Origin of the sequence: Burkholderia sp. BCC0405 (assembly GCF_902833075.1) — a bacterium.
GTDB lineage: Bacteria > Pseudomonadota > Gammaproteobacteria > Burkholderiales > Burkholderiaceae > Burkholderia.
This window is the reverse complement of sequence record NZ_CADFEO010000001.1, coordinates 129,345-147,775: the sequence shown is the minus strand read 5'-3', so window position 1 is coordinate 147,775 and position 18,431 is coordinate 129,345. Positions and strand designations below refer to the sequence as shown.

Here is an 18,431-nt window from a genome sequence, read left to right as displayed (position 1 = left end):
GTAGCGTTTGCATGGCGAAGGGAAAACGAGAGCGGGAGCGGAGACGGGGGCGCTCAGACGTTGAGGTTGAGCGTCACCACGAGATAGCCTTCTGCGCGGCCGTCCGGCCCCTGGGTGCGGGGCGCGGGTGTGACGGCCTGCGGGAACGGGGCATCCGGATAGATGCCGGTCGCATCGGCCACGTTGACGGGATCAACCGTGACCGTGATTTGCTCGATGAAGTTCGGCTGAACGGGAACGAGCGGCCAAGCGGCATCGAGCGGCGGCTCGACCGTTGGGTCGAAGGTTTCCGCGTACTCGCAGGCGAACGAGCCGGCGATACCAGCGATGTGTTGCGCGCCTTCGGCGCGAATCTCCAGCACGGTTTCGACGGTCGCGAACTGCTGCGTCATGCGCACGAGCGACCAATCGAGCAACAGCGCGTTTTCGATCGCGTACCACAGCGTTTCGATATCGTCCTGCGCTTGGGCGGCAGTAGACGCGGCAACGACTGCCTTCACTTCCAGCGCGCAGACTGTCGTGAACTGTGGCTCGCCGCGCTGGAATGACGTTTTCGTTTCGTGTGCCGTGCGCACGACGAGAGCGGGCAGAGTGTCGACCGGGATATTCCAATCCCCCGGCGACAAGATGCCGACCGGTACGTTGCGCACGTTTAGCGTCGCGCGAACGAGCGCGCCGACGGCGGCCAGACGCAACTGTCGTCGTCCCAGCATCGGCAGGGCGATCGGAATCGGGCGCGGCATGGCAGTGACGGAATAGCAGTTACGGCGCGAGGTTGAGCAGCAGCAGACCCCAACCGTGGCCGTCGATGCGAACTTCGCGGATCACGTAGGTGGTGTCGGTCAACGGTGCGCCGGGTGCGGCGAGAATCGTGAGCGTGTCGCCCTGATGTGCGGGCACGGGCAGAGCGATGACGCGATAGCCGAATACGGGGTGAACGGTGGTAACGGGTGGTGAGCTGGTCACATCCACGTCCGTCACCGCTTCATCGAACACGCCGGACAGCGGATACGCGACGCCCGCGCGTGTGGTGTACGTTGCTGACTGCGCGAAGATCGCCTCAATCGGCGCGAGCAGCAGAGCGTCCCACTCGATCACGCTAGGCCTCCATGCGTCCCGAGAGCAGCACTTCGGGGCGCGTGCAGACAAAGAGCGGATACGCGTAGGTTTCCATCTTCCACCACATGCGCCGCATGATGTCGAACACCGGTAGCACGTAGACGGGCCGCCCCGGCGTGTTGATCCAGTCGACCGTTTCGCCGGGGGCCATTGCTTCGCGGAAAATCCCCGGCGCACCGACGGGGAAGAATTTCACCTTGTCGTCGGGAATCTTGATGGTGACGTTATCGTCGCTGCCGCGATAGTTGAACCACGTGATACCGGCGAACTGGAACGAGTCGAACGCCGCGCCTTGCGAGTCGTCGCGCAGCGAGCGGGCATCGCTCCAGTTCAGGAACACGCGGATCACGTCTACGTGGTTCACGAAGGCGTCATAGAACGCATCGCCGCACATGCCGAAGATGCGCGTCGACGCGGTGAATGCCCCCTGACTCTTGCGCGCCATCGTACGGCGCAGTGCGTTGCAGATCGGCCGGATCGTGTTGACCTGCTGCGCGATCAGATTGAACGGCGTTTCCTGTGCCTGCGCGATGCCGAATTGATCGAACCAGTTGTATTTGACGGAGCCGTCTTTTGGGTCGAGCACTAAACCCTGGAGCGCCGCGAGTCGAAGGTATTCCTTCGTGTACTCGACGGACGCCAATAGCCCGGTCGGCCCGGACAACCGCCGAGCCACTTCCGTTTCGACTTGCATCAGAATGCTTTCGGTGCCGAACTCGCGGATGCCCTGCAATTCTTCCGCATACAGGGTGTCGTCGTGCATCAGGCGCGGCACCTCGAAGTAGCGCATATCGCGCTTCTCGGTGGTGCGCTGCGTGCCTTCCGCGCCACGCTGGCTGAACGGGATCAGGATCAGTTTGCCGGTGCGTTCCTCGATGCCGAGCGCCTTGGTGCGAATCGGATTCGGCTCGAAGATGTTGAGCGCGCCCAAGCCCTGCGGCTGGTACGGGTTGCGCTGGACAGCATCGGACAGCGAAATTGCCGTGAACGGGTCCTGATGGAAGATATCGAGAATTTCGCCGGCCATGATCGTGGTCCCCCAAAAGCAAAAAGCCGCTTCGAGGAAGCGGCTTGTCAGGCGAGGTGCAGAAATTAGCGCACGAGAATCCCGAGCGCCTGAAGTTGCGCGGTGGCCGTCGCGATCTGTGCGGGTGTCGCATCGGGCGGCCAAATCAGTTCTGTCGTGTTGACTTCGGCGGCGCGCGTGATGGCGACAGCGGCCACGTCCGCGAGTGTCGCGTCGCGCGTGGCGAACAGAATGCCGGTCGCGTTTTGCGCGCCGTTCGTCGCGGCCGGGTCCCACGCGCACCAGCCGCCCGGTGTGCCGGCCGCGCCAACGATGATCTCGAAGCTGTCGCCTGCGGCGAACTTGGTCGAACCCGGCGTGACGGTAAAGGTGAGGCCGGCGACGCTGACCGCCGAACCGGTTTGCAAGCCTGTCTCCGACAAGCCCGGGCCGGTCACGCTAAACGCGGTTGCCGACGTGAGCGTGGCGAGATAGGTGCCCGGCGGCGTGCCCGCTGCCGGGCTACCGGACAGCGCGAGCGTGCCGTTACCGGTGTTCTTCGCGCCGGGTACGACGGTGGGGGCGCTCGGTGCGGAGGATGCAGTGCTGCTGACGACGCCCAGCACGGTACCCGCCAGCACGCGCGCGCCGCCCGTCAGGGTGATCGTGTCGCGGGACTGGTGCCCGTTGGCTTCGGAGACGAGAAAACCGCCGTCGTGCCAGATTTCGAACAGCGGCGGGACAGTCGGCATGTTCATGTGATTCTCCCGGAATTAGTGAGGGCGGCGCGGGTTGACCTGCTCAAAGGCGCGGTCCCAGCCGGCCGCGATGGCCTGACGCGACAGTGCCTCGGGCGAGCCGCCAGGGCCAACGCGTGGGTTGCGTGCGGCGCGATCCGGTACGGTGGGCGGTGTTGGTGCAGCCTCGAGCAGCGCAATCGCCTCATCGCGCGGCAGGCGCGTCGTGAATGCCAACTGAGCGGCGAGCTGCGGATTGCGGGCGGCGGCGCGCGTGTTGAAGATCGCCGCACACCGGGCCTGTTCGCGACGGCGCGCGGCGGCGATGGCCGATGCGCCGCGCATTTCCGACTCGTCGTCGTCATCTGCGGCGTCGTCCTCGTCGTCCTGCGCGCGTGCCCGACGTGCTCGACGGCTGCGCTTGCCTTTGCCGCTGTCGTCGTCATCATCCGGCTTGTCGTCGTCCTCGGCGTCGGGCTTGTCATCGTCGGGGTCGTCGTCCGCTGCCTTGGCATCGGGCTTATCGTCTCGGTCGTCGTCGTGCTCGTCATCCTGAGCGCGGCGCGCTTTACCGCGCTTCGCGGTGTCGTCCTCGCGGTCGCGCTCGCCGGGCTTGTCGTCATCTTCGGCCGCGCGCGCAGAACGCGCGCCGAGATGCGAAAACGACAACGCCCGCGACATGGTGGTAGCGATTCCCATGATGAAACTCCGGTCAGGGTGAAAGGTCGTCAATCAACGCGAACAGTGCGGCGTCGGGGGCCATCACGGCGTCAGCTAACCCCATGTCGACGCCCGCGCCGCCCAGGTAAGTCAGTCCCTGCGTGGCGCGAACTTTTGCAGGCGACAGGTTGCGATTGCGCGCGACCGTCGCGACGAACAGTTCGCCCACGGTGTTCACGTCTTGCTGGATGCGTTCACGCGCGCCGTCCGACAGTGGTTGCACGTCGTTCGCGTCGGCCTTGTGCTCGCCGTAGGCGATGAGCGTGACCGTGATGCCGGCCGCACTCAGCGCCTTGGAAAAATCCACGTGCGCGACGATGACGCCAATGCTGCCGGTGCCGCCCGTGCGCGGTACCGTGATCGAGTCGCATGCCGAGGCGAGCGCGTAGGCGGCGCTATAGGCGTTTTCGGTCAGAATCGCGTGGATCGGCTTGATGCCGCGCGCGGCGTAGATCGCATCAACCAGATCGAAGCATCCGGCCACCTCGCCGCCGGGCGAGTCGATATCGAGCGCGATCGCGCGCACGGTGTCGTCGGTGAGCGCCATCGCGAGGTTCGTGCGGATGCCGTCATAGCCTGTCATGCCCGAATACGGGTGCAGGGTGCCGAGCTTCGCGACCAAGGTGCCCTGTACGGGGATCACGGCCACGCCCTCGATGACTTCATAGGGGCGCTCGATCGCTGGTTCGCCCGATTCTGACGCGTCGAATGCGCCCTCGAACAATAGAACGCTGCCATCGGCGCGCATCAGGCGCGTGAGGCCGAAGCGGTCGGCCAGCGCCGCCATGACGATTTCGATTTTGTCGGGCGTGATCGCGAGCGGCACATTAAACAGGCGCGTCGCAAGATGCGGGTAATTGGCTTGCACTGCGCACCGGTACGAGTAGGCCTTTCTCGCTGATAAACTGAAGACGCCTGATTGGGCCTGTCGGACTGTTATCAACAAGAAGGAAACAATATGCTTAACGAACTGTTTGACGTATTCGGAAATTCACATTTCGAGGGTTGGGTTGCGAGTCCATTGATGGGGATTCTTTACGCAGCCATCCTGTTTGCATTCGGACGACGACCCAGCGATACAGACAAGTCCAAGTCACCGGACGACGTGCAAGGCGAGGTCGACAGGGCAACCAAAGACGTGCAGAAGGAAACTGACGCACGTGCGCCGCAAAAGGAAATTCATCACCATCACTACCACAACGGAAGTGGTGGATCGACAGACGATCGTTCCGCAGTGTTGGTGATCTTCACTGTGCTTGCGGTGGTTGGCCTATTTTTCTTGACCGCGTATCTCCCCAAAATCTCGATTGCGCTGCATGTCTTCAATGCAACCACCGCCGTTTTCTGCCTCGTCACGATTGGCCTGATGATCGTCAGCGGCCGATTCAACTCGCCGGACTGGTGGCTGCGTGTGATATTCCCGGTCATCGCGTCGATCGCATGCTTCTGGCTGACGATCCAGGCGCGCGACGGTGTACGACCGGACATCGTGGCATATGCGGGTAGTCTGCTCGCGAGGGGGCCGCTCAGTTTGTCGCTGGTTATCCAATCCGTTATTACCTTCTTCAAGGCTATTGGAAACGAATATTTCCTTTGGATCGAATTCATCGGCGCCGCGTTTGTCTGCATTGCGCTTTGTTCGCTGATTACCTTGTTGCAGGTCGTGCATTTCGTTTCGCTCTCGAATCTGCGAGCTGGTCGAACCCGCGGCTGGCTGTGGCTTGCCGTTAAGACTGAGCGGTTCGGAGGCTTGAAAAGTATCGTGGCCGCATCGGTGTTGCTCATCGCCGGCTACTTGCTGGCGACCGGGACTGCATACGGATGGATTCACCCGAATCTGCCTGTCTGACACGCATGGCTATTGCGGTTGTGGTGCTTCGGGCGCGCTCGCGAGCGACGCGGCCGCAGCCGCACCGGTCCAGTCTGGCAGTTCGAGGCCCAACTCTTTCATCAACCGGATTTCGGCCGCGCGCTGGTGCAACACTTCCTCGTAGTCGAGGCCTTGTTCGGCACATTCGCGCTTGAGCGTGGACAGCGCCGCGTCCATTCCCATCACTGCGCCCGCACGTTCCTTGGTCGGATCGATCCAGCCGCGCGCGACACCGGTCCAGGCACAGCGCGCGTAGGCGGCGCGTGCTTCGATAAACGGCGGTGCGCCGGCCGGTAGCGGCAACTCGCCCCGGTCCATCACTTCCCACAGCCACGCGCCGTAGAAGGGGCTGGCAAAGTTCAAACAAAACTCGTCGCGCCGCCGCTGGAGGGTTTTCCAGGCTTCGAGCAACGCGGCCCGCGCGCTGCTGTAGTTGGTCTTGCTCCAGTCCTGCGTGACCTGTTCGGCCGACAGCCCGAGCGCGGCGGCGATCACGCGCTGCATCTCGTGCGCGAACGCCTCGAAACTGCCGTGCGGGTGCGCGGTCGACACGCTGTCGAGCGATTCGCCGGGCGCGAGCGTTGGAATACGCACGCCGTTCAGGTAGGCGGGTCGCTCGTTCGCCCACTGCGCCCGTAGTGCCTGATACAGCGGCAGTTCTTCGCCTTCGCCCGCGCCCAATGCGTCCTGCACGAGCGCGGGGTCGTAGGGGCTCGTGATGTACGTGCCGAAGATCGACGCGACGGTGGCCGCCTGCAACTCGACGCCGTAATAGCGTGCGAGCATGCGCGCGTGCGTCAGCACGGGCGTAAAGATGCCAAGCCCGCGATGCTGGCCGGCGCGGTCCCGATCAAAATCATGGATGACGCGCAACCAGCCGTCGTCGTCGTAGCGCTCGATGCGCTCCCACGTGTTCGCTTCGAGCGCCAGATACCAGTCGTTTGGTTCTGCCTTGCGAATCCAGTACGCGACCGGAACGCCGTTATCATCTATTTCGACACCGCCGCGCATGTTCGCGGTGTCGATCATCGCCCACGGATTGCAGAGCCGATCGGGGTCAACCAGCAGCAGCGCTGTGGCGTAGTCCGCACGGCCGCGCCCGATTCGCTCAGGCATCCAGTAGACGAGGCCAAGCCCTTCGCCGTCGATCAGCTTGTGACGCATCGCGAGCCGGAATTGCTGGCCGAGCGTCAATTGACAGGTCACATCGTTATGGTGGCCGGGATCGTCCGTATAGCCGCGCCAGAGCGCTTCGGCCGTGCGCCGGAAGTCGTCCGCCCATTCGGCGTCGAACGCGGTGATGCCGCTTTTGAGTGCGAGGGCGCGATAGTCGGGATTCGCCGACAATCGCAGGTTCGTCCCGATGGTGTTATCGAGAATCCGGTTGATACCGCCGACGATCCAGCCGTCGTTGCGCGCCAGATCGCGCGAGCGCGCGACCATCTGGTCGCGGAACAGGTTGATTTCGGCATCGGGCGACCGTATCCACGGTAGCCAGTTTCCCATCTCCTGCGTCAGCCACGACGCGGCCTCGTACGGGAACCGGTAGGGCGCGAGGCCGAGCGGCGTGCCGGGGCGCGCATTCAGCACGCCGCTATCCGTCTGCGCCTTCGGTACCGCCGGCCCAAGCGGCGCGGGCAGGGCGTCCGTCATCGGCTGGCCGGACGGATCGACAATCAGGCCCATGACGAAGGTTCAGAAGAACGGCGTAACGGGCGGGCGGCGGTTGCAGCACTGGCCCGAGAGTTTGGCGATCTGCGATTGCAGCGCGAGCATGGCTTGTACGAGGTCGCCCAGGTTCGCGCGCGTGTACGTGATCGAGCGACTACCATCCGCCTGCGAATACGAGGCGGCTTCGATTTTGAAGCCCGACAGCAGATCGAGATAGGTTTGCTGCATTTGCGCGAGGCGCGTGCGTAGCGTCTCGATCGGCACGCCATCGAGCACGCTTGTGCAGCCGCAGGTCGCCATGATTACGCCAGTCGTTGGATAAGCGATTTACGAACGGTCGGATGGGCGGCTGGGGCAGGTACTGCGCCCGCAGGATTCGACGGCGGCGAGGGCGGTGTGACCCACGCGCCGATTGCGTCCGCGCGCCGATTTAACTGCATGCCGAAGTGCAGCAGGCCGCACATCGCGCCATACGCGTACACACGACAATCGAGCGCTTCGTTCGCGCGGCCGGACGGCAATTCCCACACGCGATAGCGGCGGCCGCCAGACTCTTTCACGACGAGCCGTTCGGCGGTGAGCTGCGCGTAATAGCCGATATCGCGGTCGGCGGGAAAGTGCATATAGCCGGGGCCGGGTTCGCTCAACAACAACCGTTGCCGGATCGTGTCTTTTGCCGCATTCACGCCGAGAATCACGGGCCGATAGGTTTTCTTGGTGCGCGAGGTCGGCCGCTTGCTCGGCCACACCGGGTTACGTTCGCCGCCGCGTGCGGCTTCACCTTTGATCGCCCACACACGCCGCCCGATGCGCGCCTTACAGAATTCGTAGACAGCTTGCGTGTGGTGGCCGCCTGAGTCGATGCAGGCCGCCATCACGTCAAAAGGCCGCCCGTCCGCACGTGTCCAAATCCGCTTCAGGTAGGTGTCGATCGCAGCGGTGATATCGGGAAACTCGCCCTCAATGATCGTGTAATCGATCGACCAGCTTTCCTCATTGCGGCCGAAGCCGACCGTTTCGGCCTCGATCCGGTAATCCTGCACGTCGATCCCGGCGACGATGACCGCCACGCCGTCCGGCACGTCGGCCGCCCATACCTCGCCACGTGAAGCGAGCACGTCGGCCTGGACGCGCCGCCCGGCGTGCGGTCGGTATGGCAGCCCCATCTGCGTGTTCCACCATGCCTGGAGCTTTTCCTCATCACCCTGCGCGTCCAGCCATTTCGAGGCGATCGCGGGCGGCCGATCGCGTGGCCACGGCGAAAACAGCTTCGACGCCTGAAACCCGGCGTGTTCGTTGGGGATGCCCCACCGGCCGCACGTCGGGCACTTTGCCCGGTAGACCGCGTGCCGATCCGACGCCCACCAGTCCCACACGGACGCGAGCGCCGCGTCGCCGTCGAGGGTGGCGTCACGCCACGCACGCGCGTAGTTGTCGAGCGGCGTATGACGCGCGCCGCAGCACTCGAACGGCCGGGTCTGATGCCAGCGAGCGCTTTGCAATGCCTTCAGGCGGTCGGCTTCGCTCCAGCCGGCACCGCACGCTTCGCAATAGATGCGGGCCGTCTGCGGCCGATGGGCGACGACATTACCAGCCTCGTCGCGCGTCTTGTCCCATTCGACGTGCGAGAAGAATTCAGGAAACAGCCGATGTCCGCAGTGCGGACACGCGAGCGATGCCCGGCGCTGGTCGGATGTGGCATAGCTCGCCTCGATCCGGCTATCTTCTGCGACAGTGGGTGAACAGGCCCGCACGCTCAACCAGCCCGCGAAGGTCGCCGTGCGTTCCTCGGCGAGCGTGATCGGGTCGCCCTCGCGCGTGACCGGGTATTTGTCGATCTCGTCGGCCAGCACGATCCGCACCGGGCGGCGCGCAAGGTTGTCAGGGCTGCCCGCGCCGGCCAGCGCCAGAAACCCGCCCGGAAACGCCTTGTAGAGCAACGTATCGTCGGCGCTGCGCGTGCGTGCCGGGCCGAACAGCTCGCGCAGAACGGGCGTCGCGCGAATCAGCGGCGTCAAGCGCTCTTTGCTGAATTGCTCGGCTGCGTCATCCTTCGGTTGCAATAACAGCATCGGGCACGGGTCCAGGTGCGCGTGGTAGCCCGCGACGTTCTCCAGCAGCGCCGTTTTCAGAAGCTGCGTGCAGACCATCATCGTCAGCACGTGGACGCCCGGTTCCGTCACGGCGAGCATGGCCCCGCGTGCGATTTCGACGGTCGACGTGCGCCAGTGCCCGGAGAGGCTACCGGCTGCCCGTGCGAGACGCCGGTACTTGTCGGCCCATGCAGGCAGCGACAGCCGCGGCGGCGGACTCCATCCGCGCCGCCCGATCTGCGCGATCAGTTCATGCGGCGGCTGCTTCGAATCGTGGATTGGGTTCCCCGAGTTCGGCCAGTTGCTGGTAGACATGCTCATTCAGGAACGCGACCAGTCGTTCCAGATCGGGTACCGCGAACTCGGCGGCCAGAAAGGGCGCGATGCGGGCGGGCCACGCCAGCCACGCGTCGCGCTGCTCGCGGCAAAGGTCGAACACGACGCGTTGCGCCGCGCTCAGTTCGATGAGCGCGCCCGACTTGTGCTCGTATTCGAGCCGGCGCAGCAGGGCGATCCAGTTCTCTTTGAGGCGCAGGGCTTCGCCGTAGGCGACTCCCTTGGGCGGATTGCCGCCGGCCAAGGTCGCGGTCGTCCCCGGGGCGGCCGGGGTGTTTGCACTGTTTGCAGCGGTGTTTGCACTTGCTTTAGCTACGTCGCCGCGCTTGGGGTTCGCGTGCCACGCCGAGCCGACGAGGGTTCGATCAATCCCGCCATCGGGCGCACGGACAAGCCTGCCGGCCTTCAGCGCGCGATGCACGAGCGTGTCGGATACACCTTCGAGACGCGCGAATTCGCGAATGGAAACCGTGTTGTTCATGGGGACAGTGCAAACTGCAAACACCTTTCATGGGTCGCAGCTAGCCGAACATCGCGCCGCGCAATTGCCCCCGGTTTTCGCAAGGGCCGCAAAGGACCCGGCCGGGCCCATCCGAACGGGTCGACAGACCCCGACCATGGCGTCGCGCGGCGCGCGCGCAAAAAAAGCCCGCACAAAGCGGGCTGACGGCATCGCGCGATTGATGCGTTCAATCGATCGCACGCAATATCTCAACCCTTTCGTCATGCAGCTTCGCGTAAGCAACCAGCGCGTGATATCGATCCGCCAACGCGTCGCAACTGATCCGTCGTTGTGCAACATCGAATGCCAGTCCGTTGAGCACATACGACGTAACGATGATGCCGAACGCGTCCGCACTCACAGCGCCTTCGTAGCCGTTACTCGGAATACATACATTGAATGTCCCGGATGCGGGTGGAACTTCCGGCGCGAGATAGCCGCCCCCGTTCGACAACCGATAGAAATTCCAGTATCCGCCCGTATAGTCGACCGATAGCCGCCGTGCGCAACCGAACGTGCGCGATTCACCGACGATCGATAACCGGGTGCCGAACAGGTCGAGCAGAAAGCGACTCCGCTGCGACGTGCCGACAAGCCTTGCACTGATATCACCGCTTTCTACCGACTTCGCTGCGATCATCTGACACTCCATTTGGTTAGGGTTCCAAATGAAGCCTACGGTATGCACCAGCGAAGCAGGGCGCGTTTGTGTCAAAGATCGCAAGATCAAAGCAGCCGACGCGACGCCTACGAAACACTGACCGACACCGATTGCGGCGCATCGTAGGTCACGGGACCGGATGCGGGCGTCGCTGTGACGGTGAACGCTTGCTGAACCGGCGAGCCGATGACCGCACCCGACGAATCGAGCGCGGCGGCCACGGCGATATAGCTGCCGGCCGGGACGCTTGCGAACGACGCCGAATAAGGTCCGCTCGTGAGCGTGACCGGTGCGATCGGCGTGCCGTCCGAATCGTTCACGGGATTGTTGGCTGCGTCGGTGAGTGAAACCTTGATTCCCGCGAGTTGTACGCCCGCAAGCAGGGTCGCGGCGGTCGGCGCGGTGACGACATTGACCACAACGTTCATGATGATCTCCATTCAGGAATTAGCGTGCGCTCGCGATGGCCTTCGCCAACTGCGCACTCAATACGCGATCTGCGTTCGCGGTGACGACGGCACGCGCACGCGTGCCGAATTGCAGGCGCTTCTTGGTCTGCACGGGCGCATGAAATGCGACCAGTAGTTTGAGCTTGCTCGACGTGTTCGCGCGCTTTGCTGCACGCGTTGCGCGCGAGCCTCGGCCTTTCGTATGCGCCGTCTCGGCCGGTTGCCGAACCGGACGTTGCCACAAGCCGTATACGTCGCCGTGCGACGTTCGCACCGGGCCGAGAAACACGTCGGGACGATTCAGGTATTGGCGGATCGTGTTGCGCGGCAGGTTGCCGTAGCGGTTCGCTGGCGTGTTGACCGGCACGAGGTCGGCGGGTTTCGCACCCAGGTACTGCATCCCACCGAATTCATACGGCGCGAGGTAGCGCGCCGCCTGTTCGCGGATGTAGACGCGCGCTACCGGCATATCCTTGCGTGCAGCAAGCACTGCGACCGAATTGACGGTGAAGGGCGTCGGGTGCTCGAATACTTCGAGCATCGCCGCTTTCTCGCTCGCGGCGGCGAGCTTCGCCAGTTCGGTTGCGGCGCGCGCTTCGGCGAACGGCAACTGTTGATAGGCGAGCGCAGTCAGGCGGCGCGAGGCAGCGTCGACCGTCGCTTTGATGGAAATGTCGAACATGGCGCTGTTTGCGTTAGTCGGGTACCCACGCATGGCCAAACTGGTGATGGGCGGCGCGCTCGCCGATGCGGCGCGGCATACCGGAGCGATCGGCCAGACGATCGATTTCTTCGGCCTCCATGCCGAGCCGTCGCCCGGTTTCGTCAGCAGACACGCCGGATTCGAGAATCGAGCGCACGATATCGGCCATCGGAATCACGGCGTGCGTGCCCCGAGCGCGGTTGTGGCGAATCGTGGACATCATCCGGTGAATGGGATCGGCATCGAGCAGCGCGATCGGCACGTAGCCGCCATAGCGGGCGACGAGTCGGGGATCGTCGGAAACCTGCCAGCGATGGAATCCGTCGACCAGCTCGAAAGCATCGCCGTCCTGTCGCACTACCAGCGGCTGAGTAAAGCCATCCTCGAGGATCGACAGAATCAGCAGTTCCAGCTCTGGCGGCGCGACCCGGTTCGGGTTGTAGTCGTTCGCGCGAATGCGATCACGATGCACCCAGGCGATGCGCGATACCGGCGCACGATCGAGCGCCTGACGGATCGCGTCCGGAGGGGCGGGATCAATAGCGCGTGCCATCATGATCCGCTTCCATCGCGACAAGCTGTTCGAGCGTCAAATGCTGGCGACGCTGAGACTTGCCGGCGAGGGTGACGAGATTACCGATCTTGCGATTCTTGAAGTCGCCCTTGAGGGCGATTTGCGCGAGCGTGCGCCAGCACACGCCGCTCATTGGGTCTGGCTCGGCGTCAGCAATGGGGCGATGGGTTTTCGCCTGATGCACGTCGATTGCGCGGCGCAATGACAGCGCGACACGTGAGCGCCACGGCTCGCCGTATAGATCGATGATGCGCCACGTCCAATCTCGCCACGTCAGGCCGTCGGGCGGCGCGTGCAGCCGGTGGCCGTAGAGTTCGGTGAGCGCATAGCGCGCCGCCGTCGCCGCGCCCGGGACACGGGCAATCATGCGGTGCCACAAGTCGGGATAGCAGATCGCCCAGGTGTGCAGTAACGCGAGCGGTTCCTCACCGAACGGCGGACACACGCGCTGATGACGATGAGCCAGGCCCATCGCTTCGAAGCGATCATAGGTCAGGTTGTAGTCCCATCCGAAGCGCGACGGCGCGACCCATACGTCCTCAAAGGTCCAGTCATAGATGGGATCGCACAACCAGACATGGTGAGCGTGCTTGTTGGCGTGGATGTAATTGTCGACGGCGCGCACGGTTGTCATGCGCAGGCGCCGGAGCGATTCCTCGGTGCGAATGCCGCGCAGGATCGCGACGGTTTCGGGCGAGCCGATGAACGGAAGGTGATCGCAGTCGGGAATCATCATCCCGGGCACGAAGCCGGGCATGGCCGATACGGCACCGGTCGGCATGGGGCGCACCCATTTGTCGCGCTCGTCGGGATTCCAGCAGGTCCAATAGGGCTGCGCTCGCGAACACGCGTTTCGATGCTTGATCGGCACGCAGTACCACGTCAGCACAATATCTGGGCGTGCGCGAATGCGTTCGACATACGCCTCGGTGTCCGGCGAAATGCATTCCTCGTCGTAGAAGTGCGCGTAAAGCGGCAGGCGGCCCAGCTCGCGCGCGACTTGTAACGCGAGGTTGAGCACGACGGTCGAATCCTTGCCGCCGGAAAACGATACGTCGATCCGGTCGAACCGCGCATAGAGGGTACGGATGCGTGTGAGCGCTTCTTCGTAGACGCTGCGCTCGATGTAACGCCGATCGTGCGTGCGCCGCTTGAGTCGGTCGACGGCTTTCATGCGTCACGCTCCAGCGATGCGGTGCCTGTCGTGCGGATCGATGCCAGTTCGCGCGCCGATACGCCGTCGACCATCGTGCGGTTAATCATCGGATGATCGTCATCGGTCGGCCCGCAGTCCGAGTCCGGATGGTAGGCCAACACGCGCAGCTCCGCCCCCGGGCCGGTCGAAAATCGATGACGGCCGCTCGCACGAATGCAGAAGATCATGCCAGGTTCAAGCGGGATGGTGTGGTCCGCGCCGCCGTTGCGTGCGATGCACGTGCCGTGACCGGACAACACGAGGCCGAGTCGATCGGACGGATGCGTGTGGGCGGTCTGCAAGACGCCCGGCGGGAAATACAGCAGGTTCAAGCAGGGATCGCCACGCCGCACCGGTTGCACGAGCGCGGTATCGCTGCACTGGTCGATATAGCGCAGCCGCCCGCGATGTTCGACCGGGCCGCCGACCATGAACAGGCCATGCCAGCCGCTACGATGCATTACGACGCCGCGGCCGTCCTGCGCGCGGATCGAACAGCGACCCGGTACGCAGAAGTAATCGCCTGCGCGTAGCAGCCACGCCCGCTCGTCTCGCAACAGTACGGTCATGCCCTCGTAGACATAACCAAAATGGGTGGCATTCGCCTCGCAGTCGAGTTGCAGCTCGTCATCGGTCCACGCGGACAGCGATGGCGCGAGCGATCCATGTCGCCAGCCATAGGCGGTAAATGCGTCGCGGGGCGTGCTTGGCTCGTTCATGAGACGGTTTCCCAATCGTAGACTTGCGTACCCGATACCGGCCGCCAGCGCGCGTCAGGTCGCATGCTGCACCAGTACACGCTGCGCGATTCGTTCAGGGTGTAGAGCGATTGGCCGCTCGCGGCCAGCAGCAGGCTTTCGCCCACGTGCAGCAGCGCGAGCGCGAAGTGATCGCCCAGGTCGACGTGACGACGGACGGCGCTGAAACGGGCCGTGAGTGGGCCGGCTTGCGCGTCGAGGCATACCGCGAGGATTTCGCTATCACAGCGGGTGCGCAGTGAGAGGGCGGCGCGCAAGGTCCGTTCGTTCCAAATGCTGCCGTTGTGGGCGATGACGATATCGCCGCGCTGGATCGGCTGGTTGTGTTCGGGCTGTTTTGAGTCGAGCACAGTCGCGAGCCGCGCATGGCCGACGATCACGGCGGCGGAACAATCGACCGAATCGAGCGCCGCAGTACCGGCGCCGTGTGTGAGCACGCCGTCGCACCACAGCCCGAACCCATCGGGGCCGCGTCGGCTGGCAAGCGTCAGGATTTCGTCAAGCGTATCCGCGCTGGCGGCGCAGGCGTCGCCGGCATATCCCCACAAGCCGCACATTCAACGCATATTCAGAAAGCGGTGCGCGCCCGGCAGGCGTTGCGCCGCCCACGTGACGATGTCCGGATCGATGCTATCGATCTCGCGCCAGCCGTGCGCTTCGCTCTCGCACCATTGGCGCGCGGGCCAGCAGTGCGTACCCGTACGAAAGCCGCGCGGCCAGTCGTAGAACGGCGGCAGCGGCAAGCGGTGGCGGTCGATGAGTGCGAAAATTTCCTCGTGCGTCCAGTCTGCGAGCGGCGACACGTAGGTCACGTCCTGTTTGACGTAGGCGCAATGTCCATCGTGCCCGATGAAATTCCCGTCATCGCGGCGGCGGCCGAGTAGCAGCACGTCGATATGTCGGGCGCGACAGAATACCTGTTGCGCGCGATGCTGGATGCGCTGAAACCATTGTGCTGCCGTCTCGGCCGTTTGCGGAAAGAGCATCGTTTCGTGCGCGGCGAGCCAATCCAGATCCAGTCCGGTATTGATGACGTGCAGGCGTTCGGGCATGTGGTCCGTGACCCAGCGCAGGAACGCCGGATATTCCAGGTCACACATGCCGAGCACACATTCCTCTACGCCCGCACGGTCGGCCACGAAGCGCAGCGCCTGCGAATCCTTGCCGCCGGACCATGCGTAGGCGGCACTGTGGCCTGCGCACGCCGCGCGAATCAGGGCGACCGCGCGTGCGATTTTGTCGTTCAGCCAGTCGTCGGGCAGCGCGTGCGCCAGCTCCCGCAGTTTCACGAAATCGTCGTGGCTCAGGTGCTGCTTACGTGTCGGGCCTACGCGGCTTCCCGTGTCTCTAACCATGCTCGTGCAATCGCGACCAGCGCCGCGCCGCTATCGGGTGCGCCGTGCGCTTTGGCCTGCGCGATCGCGTCGAATACGACGGGCCGATCGGCCAGAGCGAGCATGCAGGAAAAGGGCACATAGACGGGATCGGCGTGCGCGGTGCTTGGCTCCGCATGCGTCGACGTGTCCATTGCCACAATCGGCGGCGCTGTTCCGGGGACGCTCGCAGGTGTCGCCGGGCCGGCAGTCGGATCGTGCGCAATGGCGGTCTGCGCCTGAAAATCCAGCGCGAGCCGGTCGGTGTCGTCCGTCAGCCGCGCCATGTCGTCCGCAGAGAAGCCCAGCAGGTCCGCATCGAACCCAACGCCCGCCAGCGCGGAGAGTTCGGCCGACAGTAGCGCGCTATCCCAGCCGGCATTGATCGTCAGCTTGTTGTCGGCGATCCGGTATGCGCGCTTTTGTGCATCGCTCCAGCCCTGCGCGACGATCACGGGCGCGTCGGTCATGCCGAGCACGCGCGCCGCCGCCACGCGTCCGTGACCGGCAATCAGTTCGCCCGATTCATCTACCAGGACGGGAATTGTCCAGCCGAACTCGCGCATCGAGGCGGCAATCGCCTCGATCTGTGCCTCGGAATGCGTGCGAGGATTGTTGGCGGCCTCGTGGATGCGATCGAGCGGCCAGCGCTCGATGCGCTCGGCAGGCCACGACGGTAGGTGATTCATGCGGCGCTCGCGGTTTCAGGGGCGGCTGTGGCCGCTTCGCCCACGACGATGCCGGCGATGCGCAGCAACGTATCGATCCGCGCAAAGGCTACGTCGAATTCGCCTTCGCGATGGCGCGAGCCGAGTAGGGCGGTTTCGAGGATCGCGACGTGATCTGCGACAGTCTGCCGGTGAACGCCGCAGCGCTGCGCGACGCTGACCGCCGTTTCGTGCGTGTGCGTCAGCAGATTGGCGATGAGCGCGCCGCGTAGTCGCGGGTTCGGCGTGTGACCGGGCAGCAGCGGCCGCGTGTGCGCGACGAGGGTGGTCAGGGCGTCCTGCCATTCGGGATTGGGGAAATGCCCTGAGCAGCATGGCGCGCGGCACGCGCACGAGATGTCGCGCGGGGCGTAAGCGACGACGAGCAGCGCTCGCGGGATACGCGGCAAGCGATCGAGTTGGCGGCGAATGCGCCCGGCCTGTGCTGTGGCGTCCTGGCCGATCAACGTGTCGGCCGACGCGACGCCCTGATGCAGCACGCCGAGCGATGACGGGCCGCCGCGCTCAACCGCATGGCGCAAAGCGTCGCGTAACGCGGCGGCGGTGCCGGTGTAGCGATCGCGCATGATGGAGAAATACGGGGCGGAAAACAAAAAAGCCCGCGCAAGCGGGCTTCGAATCGGGTCAAGGCACTATACCGAACCATCCGATATAACGGCCATAATAGGCAGAATTTGTCGATTGTCAATTAAACCGAAAGAATGAGAGGTGGCGGGGGCAAGCCGTGCGGGGTTTGGCCCCGGAAAATTTCGCCGCGAGGTTGGTTTAAATTGGCGTGTGGTATCCTCAAGGCGCCACCAAAACAGCGGTGGCCTGAGCTTGGCAGCTCAGAAACTGACGGACCCGCGAGCCTGCTTTTCAGCGCAGGCGAGCGGCTATCTCTGCACGTCTATTCGTTTTCAATGGGCGGGCCGTGATAGGGAGACCTTTCGAGGTCTGCCGGTTCTGTTCGTCAATTCCGGTCTGCCAACCCTGTTACTGTGCCCGCCCCCCTTTATTGGGTAGACGGGCCTTCCTACTCGACAGGAAAATGGCCCGTCCCGCACGCCAAAAGCATCGCACCCGTCGCGAACTGTTGCCGCTTCCCGAGGCAAACGTTCGCGCGTTGTCGCTTGAGCATCATGCGGCACTTGCGGCCCTGTGCCGGGATGGCGCTCACGCCATGCAGGTTTGGGTATTGCTGCGCACGATCTGCCTTTCATATTTGATGGATGGCGGTACCCGTGCCCGGCTCGATCCAGCGCCATTCCGCGCTGCCGCGACGATACTCGAGGCGTGTATAACACGCGGAAAATCGGAGGGCGTCTGGCGGCTTGATGCCGGCGCGACACTTCCGATCGCTACGCTGCTGATTCGCCATGATGCTCAGCTCACCCATTGCCGTGCACATGTCTACGCTCACGCGTGGGAGCAGATGATGGCGGCCGCGCGTATTAAAACGTCCCCTCTGGCGGACGGTTACCTTTTCCCAATCGACGGCGTGCCGTTACTGCGCCTCAATTTGCTTGCGCTAAGCAATTAGGATAACGATGAGAAAAAGCGACAACATGATCGAACTCGGTACACGCATGGCTGACTTGGTGCACGAGGTCGCGATGCTCGAAAGTCTGATGGAGCACGCGTTGGAAACCTCACGACATAGCGTGACCTTCTTTGCTCGACTCGCGGCGATCGCGCGTTATGCAACGACATCAGATCATTCGAAAAACGATCTCGACGTGATGCTGGCGTCGATTCGCGACTTAGCCGAGCAATATGAGCGCGATACACGGGAACATCATGAAGCCCTGCGTTCGGCCTATGCGATACACCAACACCAAAGTCACGAGTCGTCGTCATCGACGCTTCGGCATTGACACGGGGACGGCCGGGGGCGGGACAGTAAGAAAAATGTAATCTACTGCTAACAATGGTTGAAGGTCGCGAGAAAATGGGC

23 protein-coding genes are annotated in these 18,431 nt (G+C 63.8%); 3 read left to right on the top strand and 20 right to left on the bottom strand.

Going from position 1 to position 18,431, the window contains the following annotated elements:
• Window positions 1-53: 53 nt before the first annotated feature.
• Genes HWX36_RS00690 through HWX36_RS00665 form a run of 6 tightly spaced genes read right to left on the bottom strand, consistent with a single transcriptional unit; the run spans window position 54 to window position 4,450 of the window.
• Window positions 54-743, bottom strand: a complete 690-nt coding sequence (locus tag HWX36_RS00690; RefSeq protein ID WP_175950376.1) for a hypothetical protein — start codon at window positions 741-743, stop codon at window positions 54-56.
• 19 nt (window positions 744-762) lie between these two features.
• Window positions 763-1,098 (bottom strand): hypothetical protein, encoded by a 336-nt coding sequence (locus HWX36_RS00685; protein WP_175950375.1) that lies wholly within the window; start codon window positions 1,096-1,098, stop codon window positions 763-765.
• Between the two features lies 1 nt (window position 1,099).
• Window positions 1,100-2,290 (bottom strand): major capsid protein, encoded by a 1,191-nt coding sequence (locus HWX36_RS00680; RefSeq protein ID WP_244136274.1) that lies wholly within the window; start codon window positions 2,288-2,290, stop codon window positions 1,100-1,102.
• Entirely contained in the window at window positions 2,212-2,883 is a 672-nt protein-coding gene (locus HWX36_RS00675) for a head decoration protein (protein WP_175950374.1), read from the bottom strand. Before HWX36_RS00675 ends, HWX36_RS00680 begins: the two co-directional genes overlap by 79 nt.
• Window positions 2,884-2,898: 15 nt before the next feature.
• A complete protein-coding gene (locus HWX36_RS00670) occupies window positions 2,899-3,561 on the bottom strand; it encodes a hypothetical protein (protein WP_175950373.1) in 663 nt (220 codons plus the stop codon).
• A gap of 13 nt (window positions 3,562-3,574) precedes the next feature.
• Window positions 3,575-4,450, bottom strand: coding sequence for a S49 family peptidase (locus tag HWX36_RS00665; RefSeq protein WP_244136273.1), 876 nt, complete (start codon window positions 4,448-4,450; stop codon window positions 3,575-3,577).
• Window positions 4,451-4,540: 90 nt separating this feature from the next.
• On the opposite strand from HWX36_RS00665, the gene HWX36_RS00660 reads away from it, so the two are divergent.
• Window positions 4,541-5,431 carry a hypothetical protein gene (locus HWX36_RS00660; protein WP_175950372.1) on the top strand — a complete coding sequence of 297 codons (891 nt, stop codon included), beginning with the start codon at window positions 4,541-4,543 and terminating at the stop codon, window positions 5,429-5,431.
• Between the two features lie 9 nt (window positions 5,432-5,440).
• On the opposite strand, the gene HWX36_RS00655 is transcribed toward HWX36_RS00660, so the two are convergent.
• The 14 genes from HWX36_RS00655 to HWX36_RS00590 all read right to left on the bottom strand — a co-directional run bounded on the left by HWX36_RS00655 (window position 5,441) and on the right by HWX36_RS00590 (window position 16,941).
• The gene (locus HWX36_RS00655) at window positions 5,441-7,138 is read right to left on the bottom strand and encodes a phage portal protein (RefSeq protein WP_175950371.1); all 1,698 of its coding nucleotides are present in this window, start codon (window positions 7,136-7,138) and stop codon (window positions 5,441-5,443) included.
• A gap of 9 nt (window positions 7,139-7,147) precedes the next feature.
• Complete coding sequence (gene gpW, locus HWX36_RS00650) at window positions 7,148-7,423, bottom strand: gpW family head-tail joining protein (RefSeq protein ID WP_175950370.1); 276 nt, start codon at window positions 7,421-7,423, stop codon at window positions 7,148-7,150.
• Between the two features lie 2 nt (window positions 7,424-7,425).
• Entirely contained in the window at window positions 7,426-9,531 is a 2,106-nt protein-coding gene (locus HWX36_RS00645) for a terminase gpA endonuclease subunit (RefSeq protein ID WP_175950369.1), read from the bottom strand.
• Window positions 9,467-10,033, bottom strand: a complete 567-nt coding sequence (locus tag HWX36_RS00640; RefSeq protein ID WP_175950368.1) for a hypothetical protein — start codon at window positions 10,031-10,033, stop codon at window positions 9,467-9,469. The genes HWX36_RS00645 and HWX36_RS00640 overlap by 65 nt, the downstream gene beginning before the upstream one ends.
• 208 nt (window positions 10,034-10,241) lie before the next feature.
• Window positions 10,242-10,694 (bottom strand): antirestriction protein, encoded by a 453-nt coding sequence (locus HWX36_RS00635; protein ID WP_244136272.1) that lies wholly within the window; start codon window positions 10,692-10,694, stop codon window positions 10,242-10,244.
• 107 nt (window positions 10,695-10,801) lie between these two features.
• Window positions 10,802-11,143: a hypothetical protein gene (locus HWX36_RS00630; protein WP_175950367.1), complete on the bottom strand. Its 342-nt coding sequence runs from the start codon at window positions 11,141-11,143 to the stop codon at window positions 10,802-10,804.
• A gap of 19 nt (window positions 11,144-11,162) precedes the next feature.
• Window positions 11,163-11,846: a hypothetical protein gene (locus HWX36_RS00625; protein WP_175950366.1), complete on the bottom strand. Its 684-nt coding sequence runs from the start codon at window positions 11,844-11,846 to the stop codon at window positions 11,163-11,165.
• 13 nt (window positions 11,847-11,859) lie between these two features.
• Complete coding sequence (locus tag HWX36_RS00620) at window positions 11,860-12,423, bottom strand: ParB N-terminal domain-containing protein (protein ID WP_208457783.1); 564 nt, start codon at window positions 12,421-12,423, stop codon at window positions 11,860-11,862.
• On the bottom strand, window positions 12,404-13,615 hold the full coding sequence (locus HWX36_RS00615; protein ID WP_175950365.1) for a DUF3440 domain-containing protein: 1,212 nt from the start codon (window positions 13,613-13,615) through the stop codon (window positions 12,404-12,406). Before HWX36_RS00615 ends, HWX36_RS00620 begins: the two co-directional genes overlap by 20 nt.
• Window positions 13,612-14,370, bottom strand: coding sequence for a cupin domain-containing protein (locus HWX36_RS00610; protein WP_175950364.1), 759 nt, complete (start codon window positions 14,368-14,370; stop codon window positions 13,612-13,614). The genes HWX36_RS00615 and HWX36_RS00610 overlap by 4 nt, the downstream gene beginning before the upstream one ends.
• Window positions 14,352-14,951, bottom strand: coding sequence for a hypothetical protein (locus tag HWX36_RS00605; RefSeq protein WP_175950363.1), 600 nt, complete (start codon window positions 14,949-14,951; stop codon window positions 14,352-14,354). The genes HWX36_RS00610 and HWX36_RS00605 overlap by 19 nt, the downstream gene beginning before the upstream one ends.
• Window positions 14,952-15,749, bottom strand: a complete 798-nt coding sequence (locus HWX36_RS00600) for a phosphoadenosine phosphosulfate reductase family protein (RefSeq protein WP_175950362.1) — start codon at window positions 15,747-15,749, stop codon at window positions 14,952-14,954.
• Entirely contained in the window at window positions 15,722-16,456 is a 735-nt protein-coding gene (locus HWX36_RS00595) for a ParB/Srx family N-terminal domain-containing protein (protein WP_175950361.1), read from the bottom strand. Before HWX36_RS00595 ends, HWX36_RS00600 begins: the two co-directional genes overlap by 28 nt.
• Window positions 16,453-16,941, bottom strand: a complete 489-nt coding sequence (locus HWX36_RS00590; RefSeq protein ID WP_175950360.1) for a hypothetical protein — start codon at window positions 16,939-16,941, stop codon at window positions 16,453-16,455. Before HWX36_RS00590 ends, HWX36_RS00595 begins: the two co-directional genes overlap by 4 nt.
• A 584-nt stretch (window positions 16,942-17,525) precedes the next feature.
• On the opposite strand from HWX36_RS00590, the gene HWX36_RS00585 reads away from it, so the two are divergent.
• Window positions 17,526-18,017: a hypothetical protein gene (locus HWX36_RS00585; RefSeq protein ID WP_175950359.1), complete on the top strand. Its 492-nt coding sequence runs from the start codon at window positions 17,526-17,528 to the stop codon at window positions 18,015-18,017.
• 7 nt (window positions 18,018-18,024) lie between these two features.
• Window positions 18,025-18,351, top strand: a complete 327-nt coding sequence (locus tag HWX36_RS00580; protein ID WP_175950358.1) for a hypothetical protein — start codon at window positions 18,025-18,027, stop codon at window positions 18,349-18,351.
• Window positions 18,352-18,431: the final 80 nt, after the last annotated feature.

Coding starts and splice junctions, on each gene's coding strand:
- HWX36_RS00635 (WP_244136272.1), bottom strand. CDS start 10,694: ATGATCGCAGCGAAGTCGGTAGAAAGCGGTGATATCAGTGCAAGGCTT.
- gpW (WP_175950370.1), bottom strand. CDS start 7,423: ATGGCGACCTGCGGCTGCACAAGCGTGCTCGATGGCGTGCCGATCGAG.
- HWX36_RS00625 (WP_175950366.1), bottom strand. CDS start 11,846: ATGTTCGACATTTCCATCAAAGCGACGGTCGACGCTGCCTCGCGCCGC.
- HWX36_RS00580 (WP_175950358.1), top strand. CDS start 18,025: ATGAGAAAAAGCGACAACATGATCGAACTCGGTACACGCATGGCTGAC.
- HWX36_RS00630 (WP_175950367.1), bottom strand. CDS start 11,143: ATGAACGTTGTGGTCAATGTCGTCACCGCGCCGACCGCCGCGACCCTG.
- HWX36_RS00690 (WP_175950376.1), bottom strand. CDS start 743: ATGCCGCGCCCGATTCCGATCGCCCTGCCGATGCTGGGACGACGACAG.
- HWX36_RS00620 (WP_208457783.1), bottom strand. CDS start 12,423: ATGATGGCACGCGCTATTGATCCCGCCCCTCCGGACGCGATCCGTCAG.
- HWX36_RS00645 (WP_175950369.1), bottom strand. CDS start 9,531: ATGTCTACCAGCAACTGGCCGAACTCGGGGAACCCAATCCACGATTCG.
- HWX36_RS00660 (WP_175950372.1), top strand. CDS start 4,541: ATGCTTAACGAACTGTTTGACGTATTCGGAAATTCACATTTCGAGGGT.
- HWX36_RS00615 (WP_175950365.1), bottom strand. CDS start 13,615: ATGAAAGCCGTCGACCGACTCAAGCGGCGCACGCACGATCGGCGTTAC.
- HWX36_RS00670 (WP_175950373.1), bottom strand. CDS start 3,561: ATGGGAATCGCTACCACCATGTCGCGGGCGTTGTCGTTTTCGCATCTC.
- HWX36_RS00675 (WP_175950374.1), bottom strand. CDS start 2,883: ATGAACATGCCGACTGTCCCGCCGCTGTTCGAAATCTGGCACGACGGC.
- HWX36_RS00605 (WP_175950363.1), bottom strand. CDS start 14,951: ATGTGCGGCTTGTGGGGATATGCCGGCGACGCCTGCGCCGCCAGCGCG.
- HWX36_RS00600 (WP_175950362.1), bottom strand. CDS start 15,749: ATGGTTAGAGACACGGGAAGCCGCGTAGGCCCGACACGTAAGCAGCAC.
- HWX36_RS00655 (WP_175950371.1), bottom strand. CDS start 7,138: ATGGGCCTGATTGTCGATCCGTCCGGCCAGCCGATGACGGACGCCCTG.
- HWX36_RS00585 (WP_175950359.1), top strand. CDS start 17,526: ATGGCCCGTCCCGCACGCCAAAAGCATCGCACCCGTCGCGAACTGTTG.
- HWX36_RS00640 (WP_175950368.1), bottom strand. CDS start 10,033: ATGAACAACACGGTTTCCATTCGCGAATTCGCGCGTCTCGAAGGTGTA.
- HWX36_RS00595 (WP_175950361.1), bottom strand. CDS start 16,456: ATGAATCACCTACCGTCGTGGCCTGCCGAGCGCATCGAGCGCTGGCCG.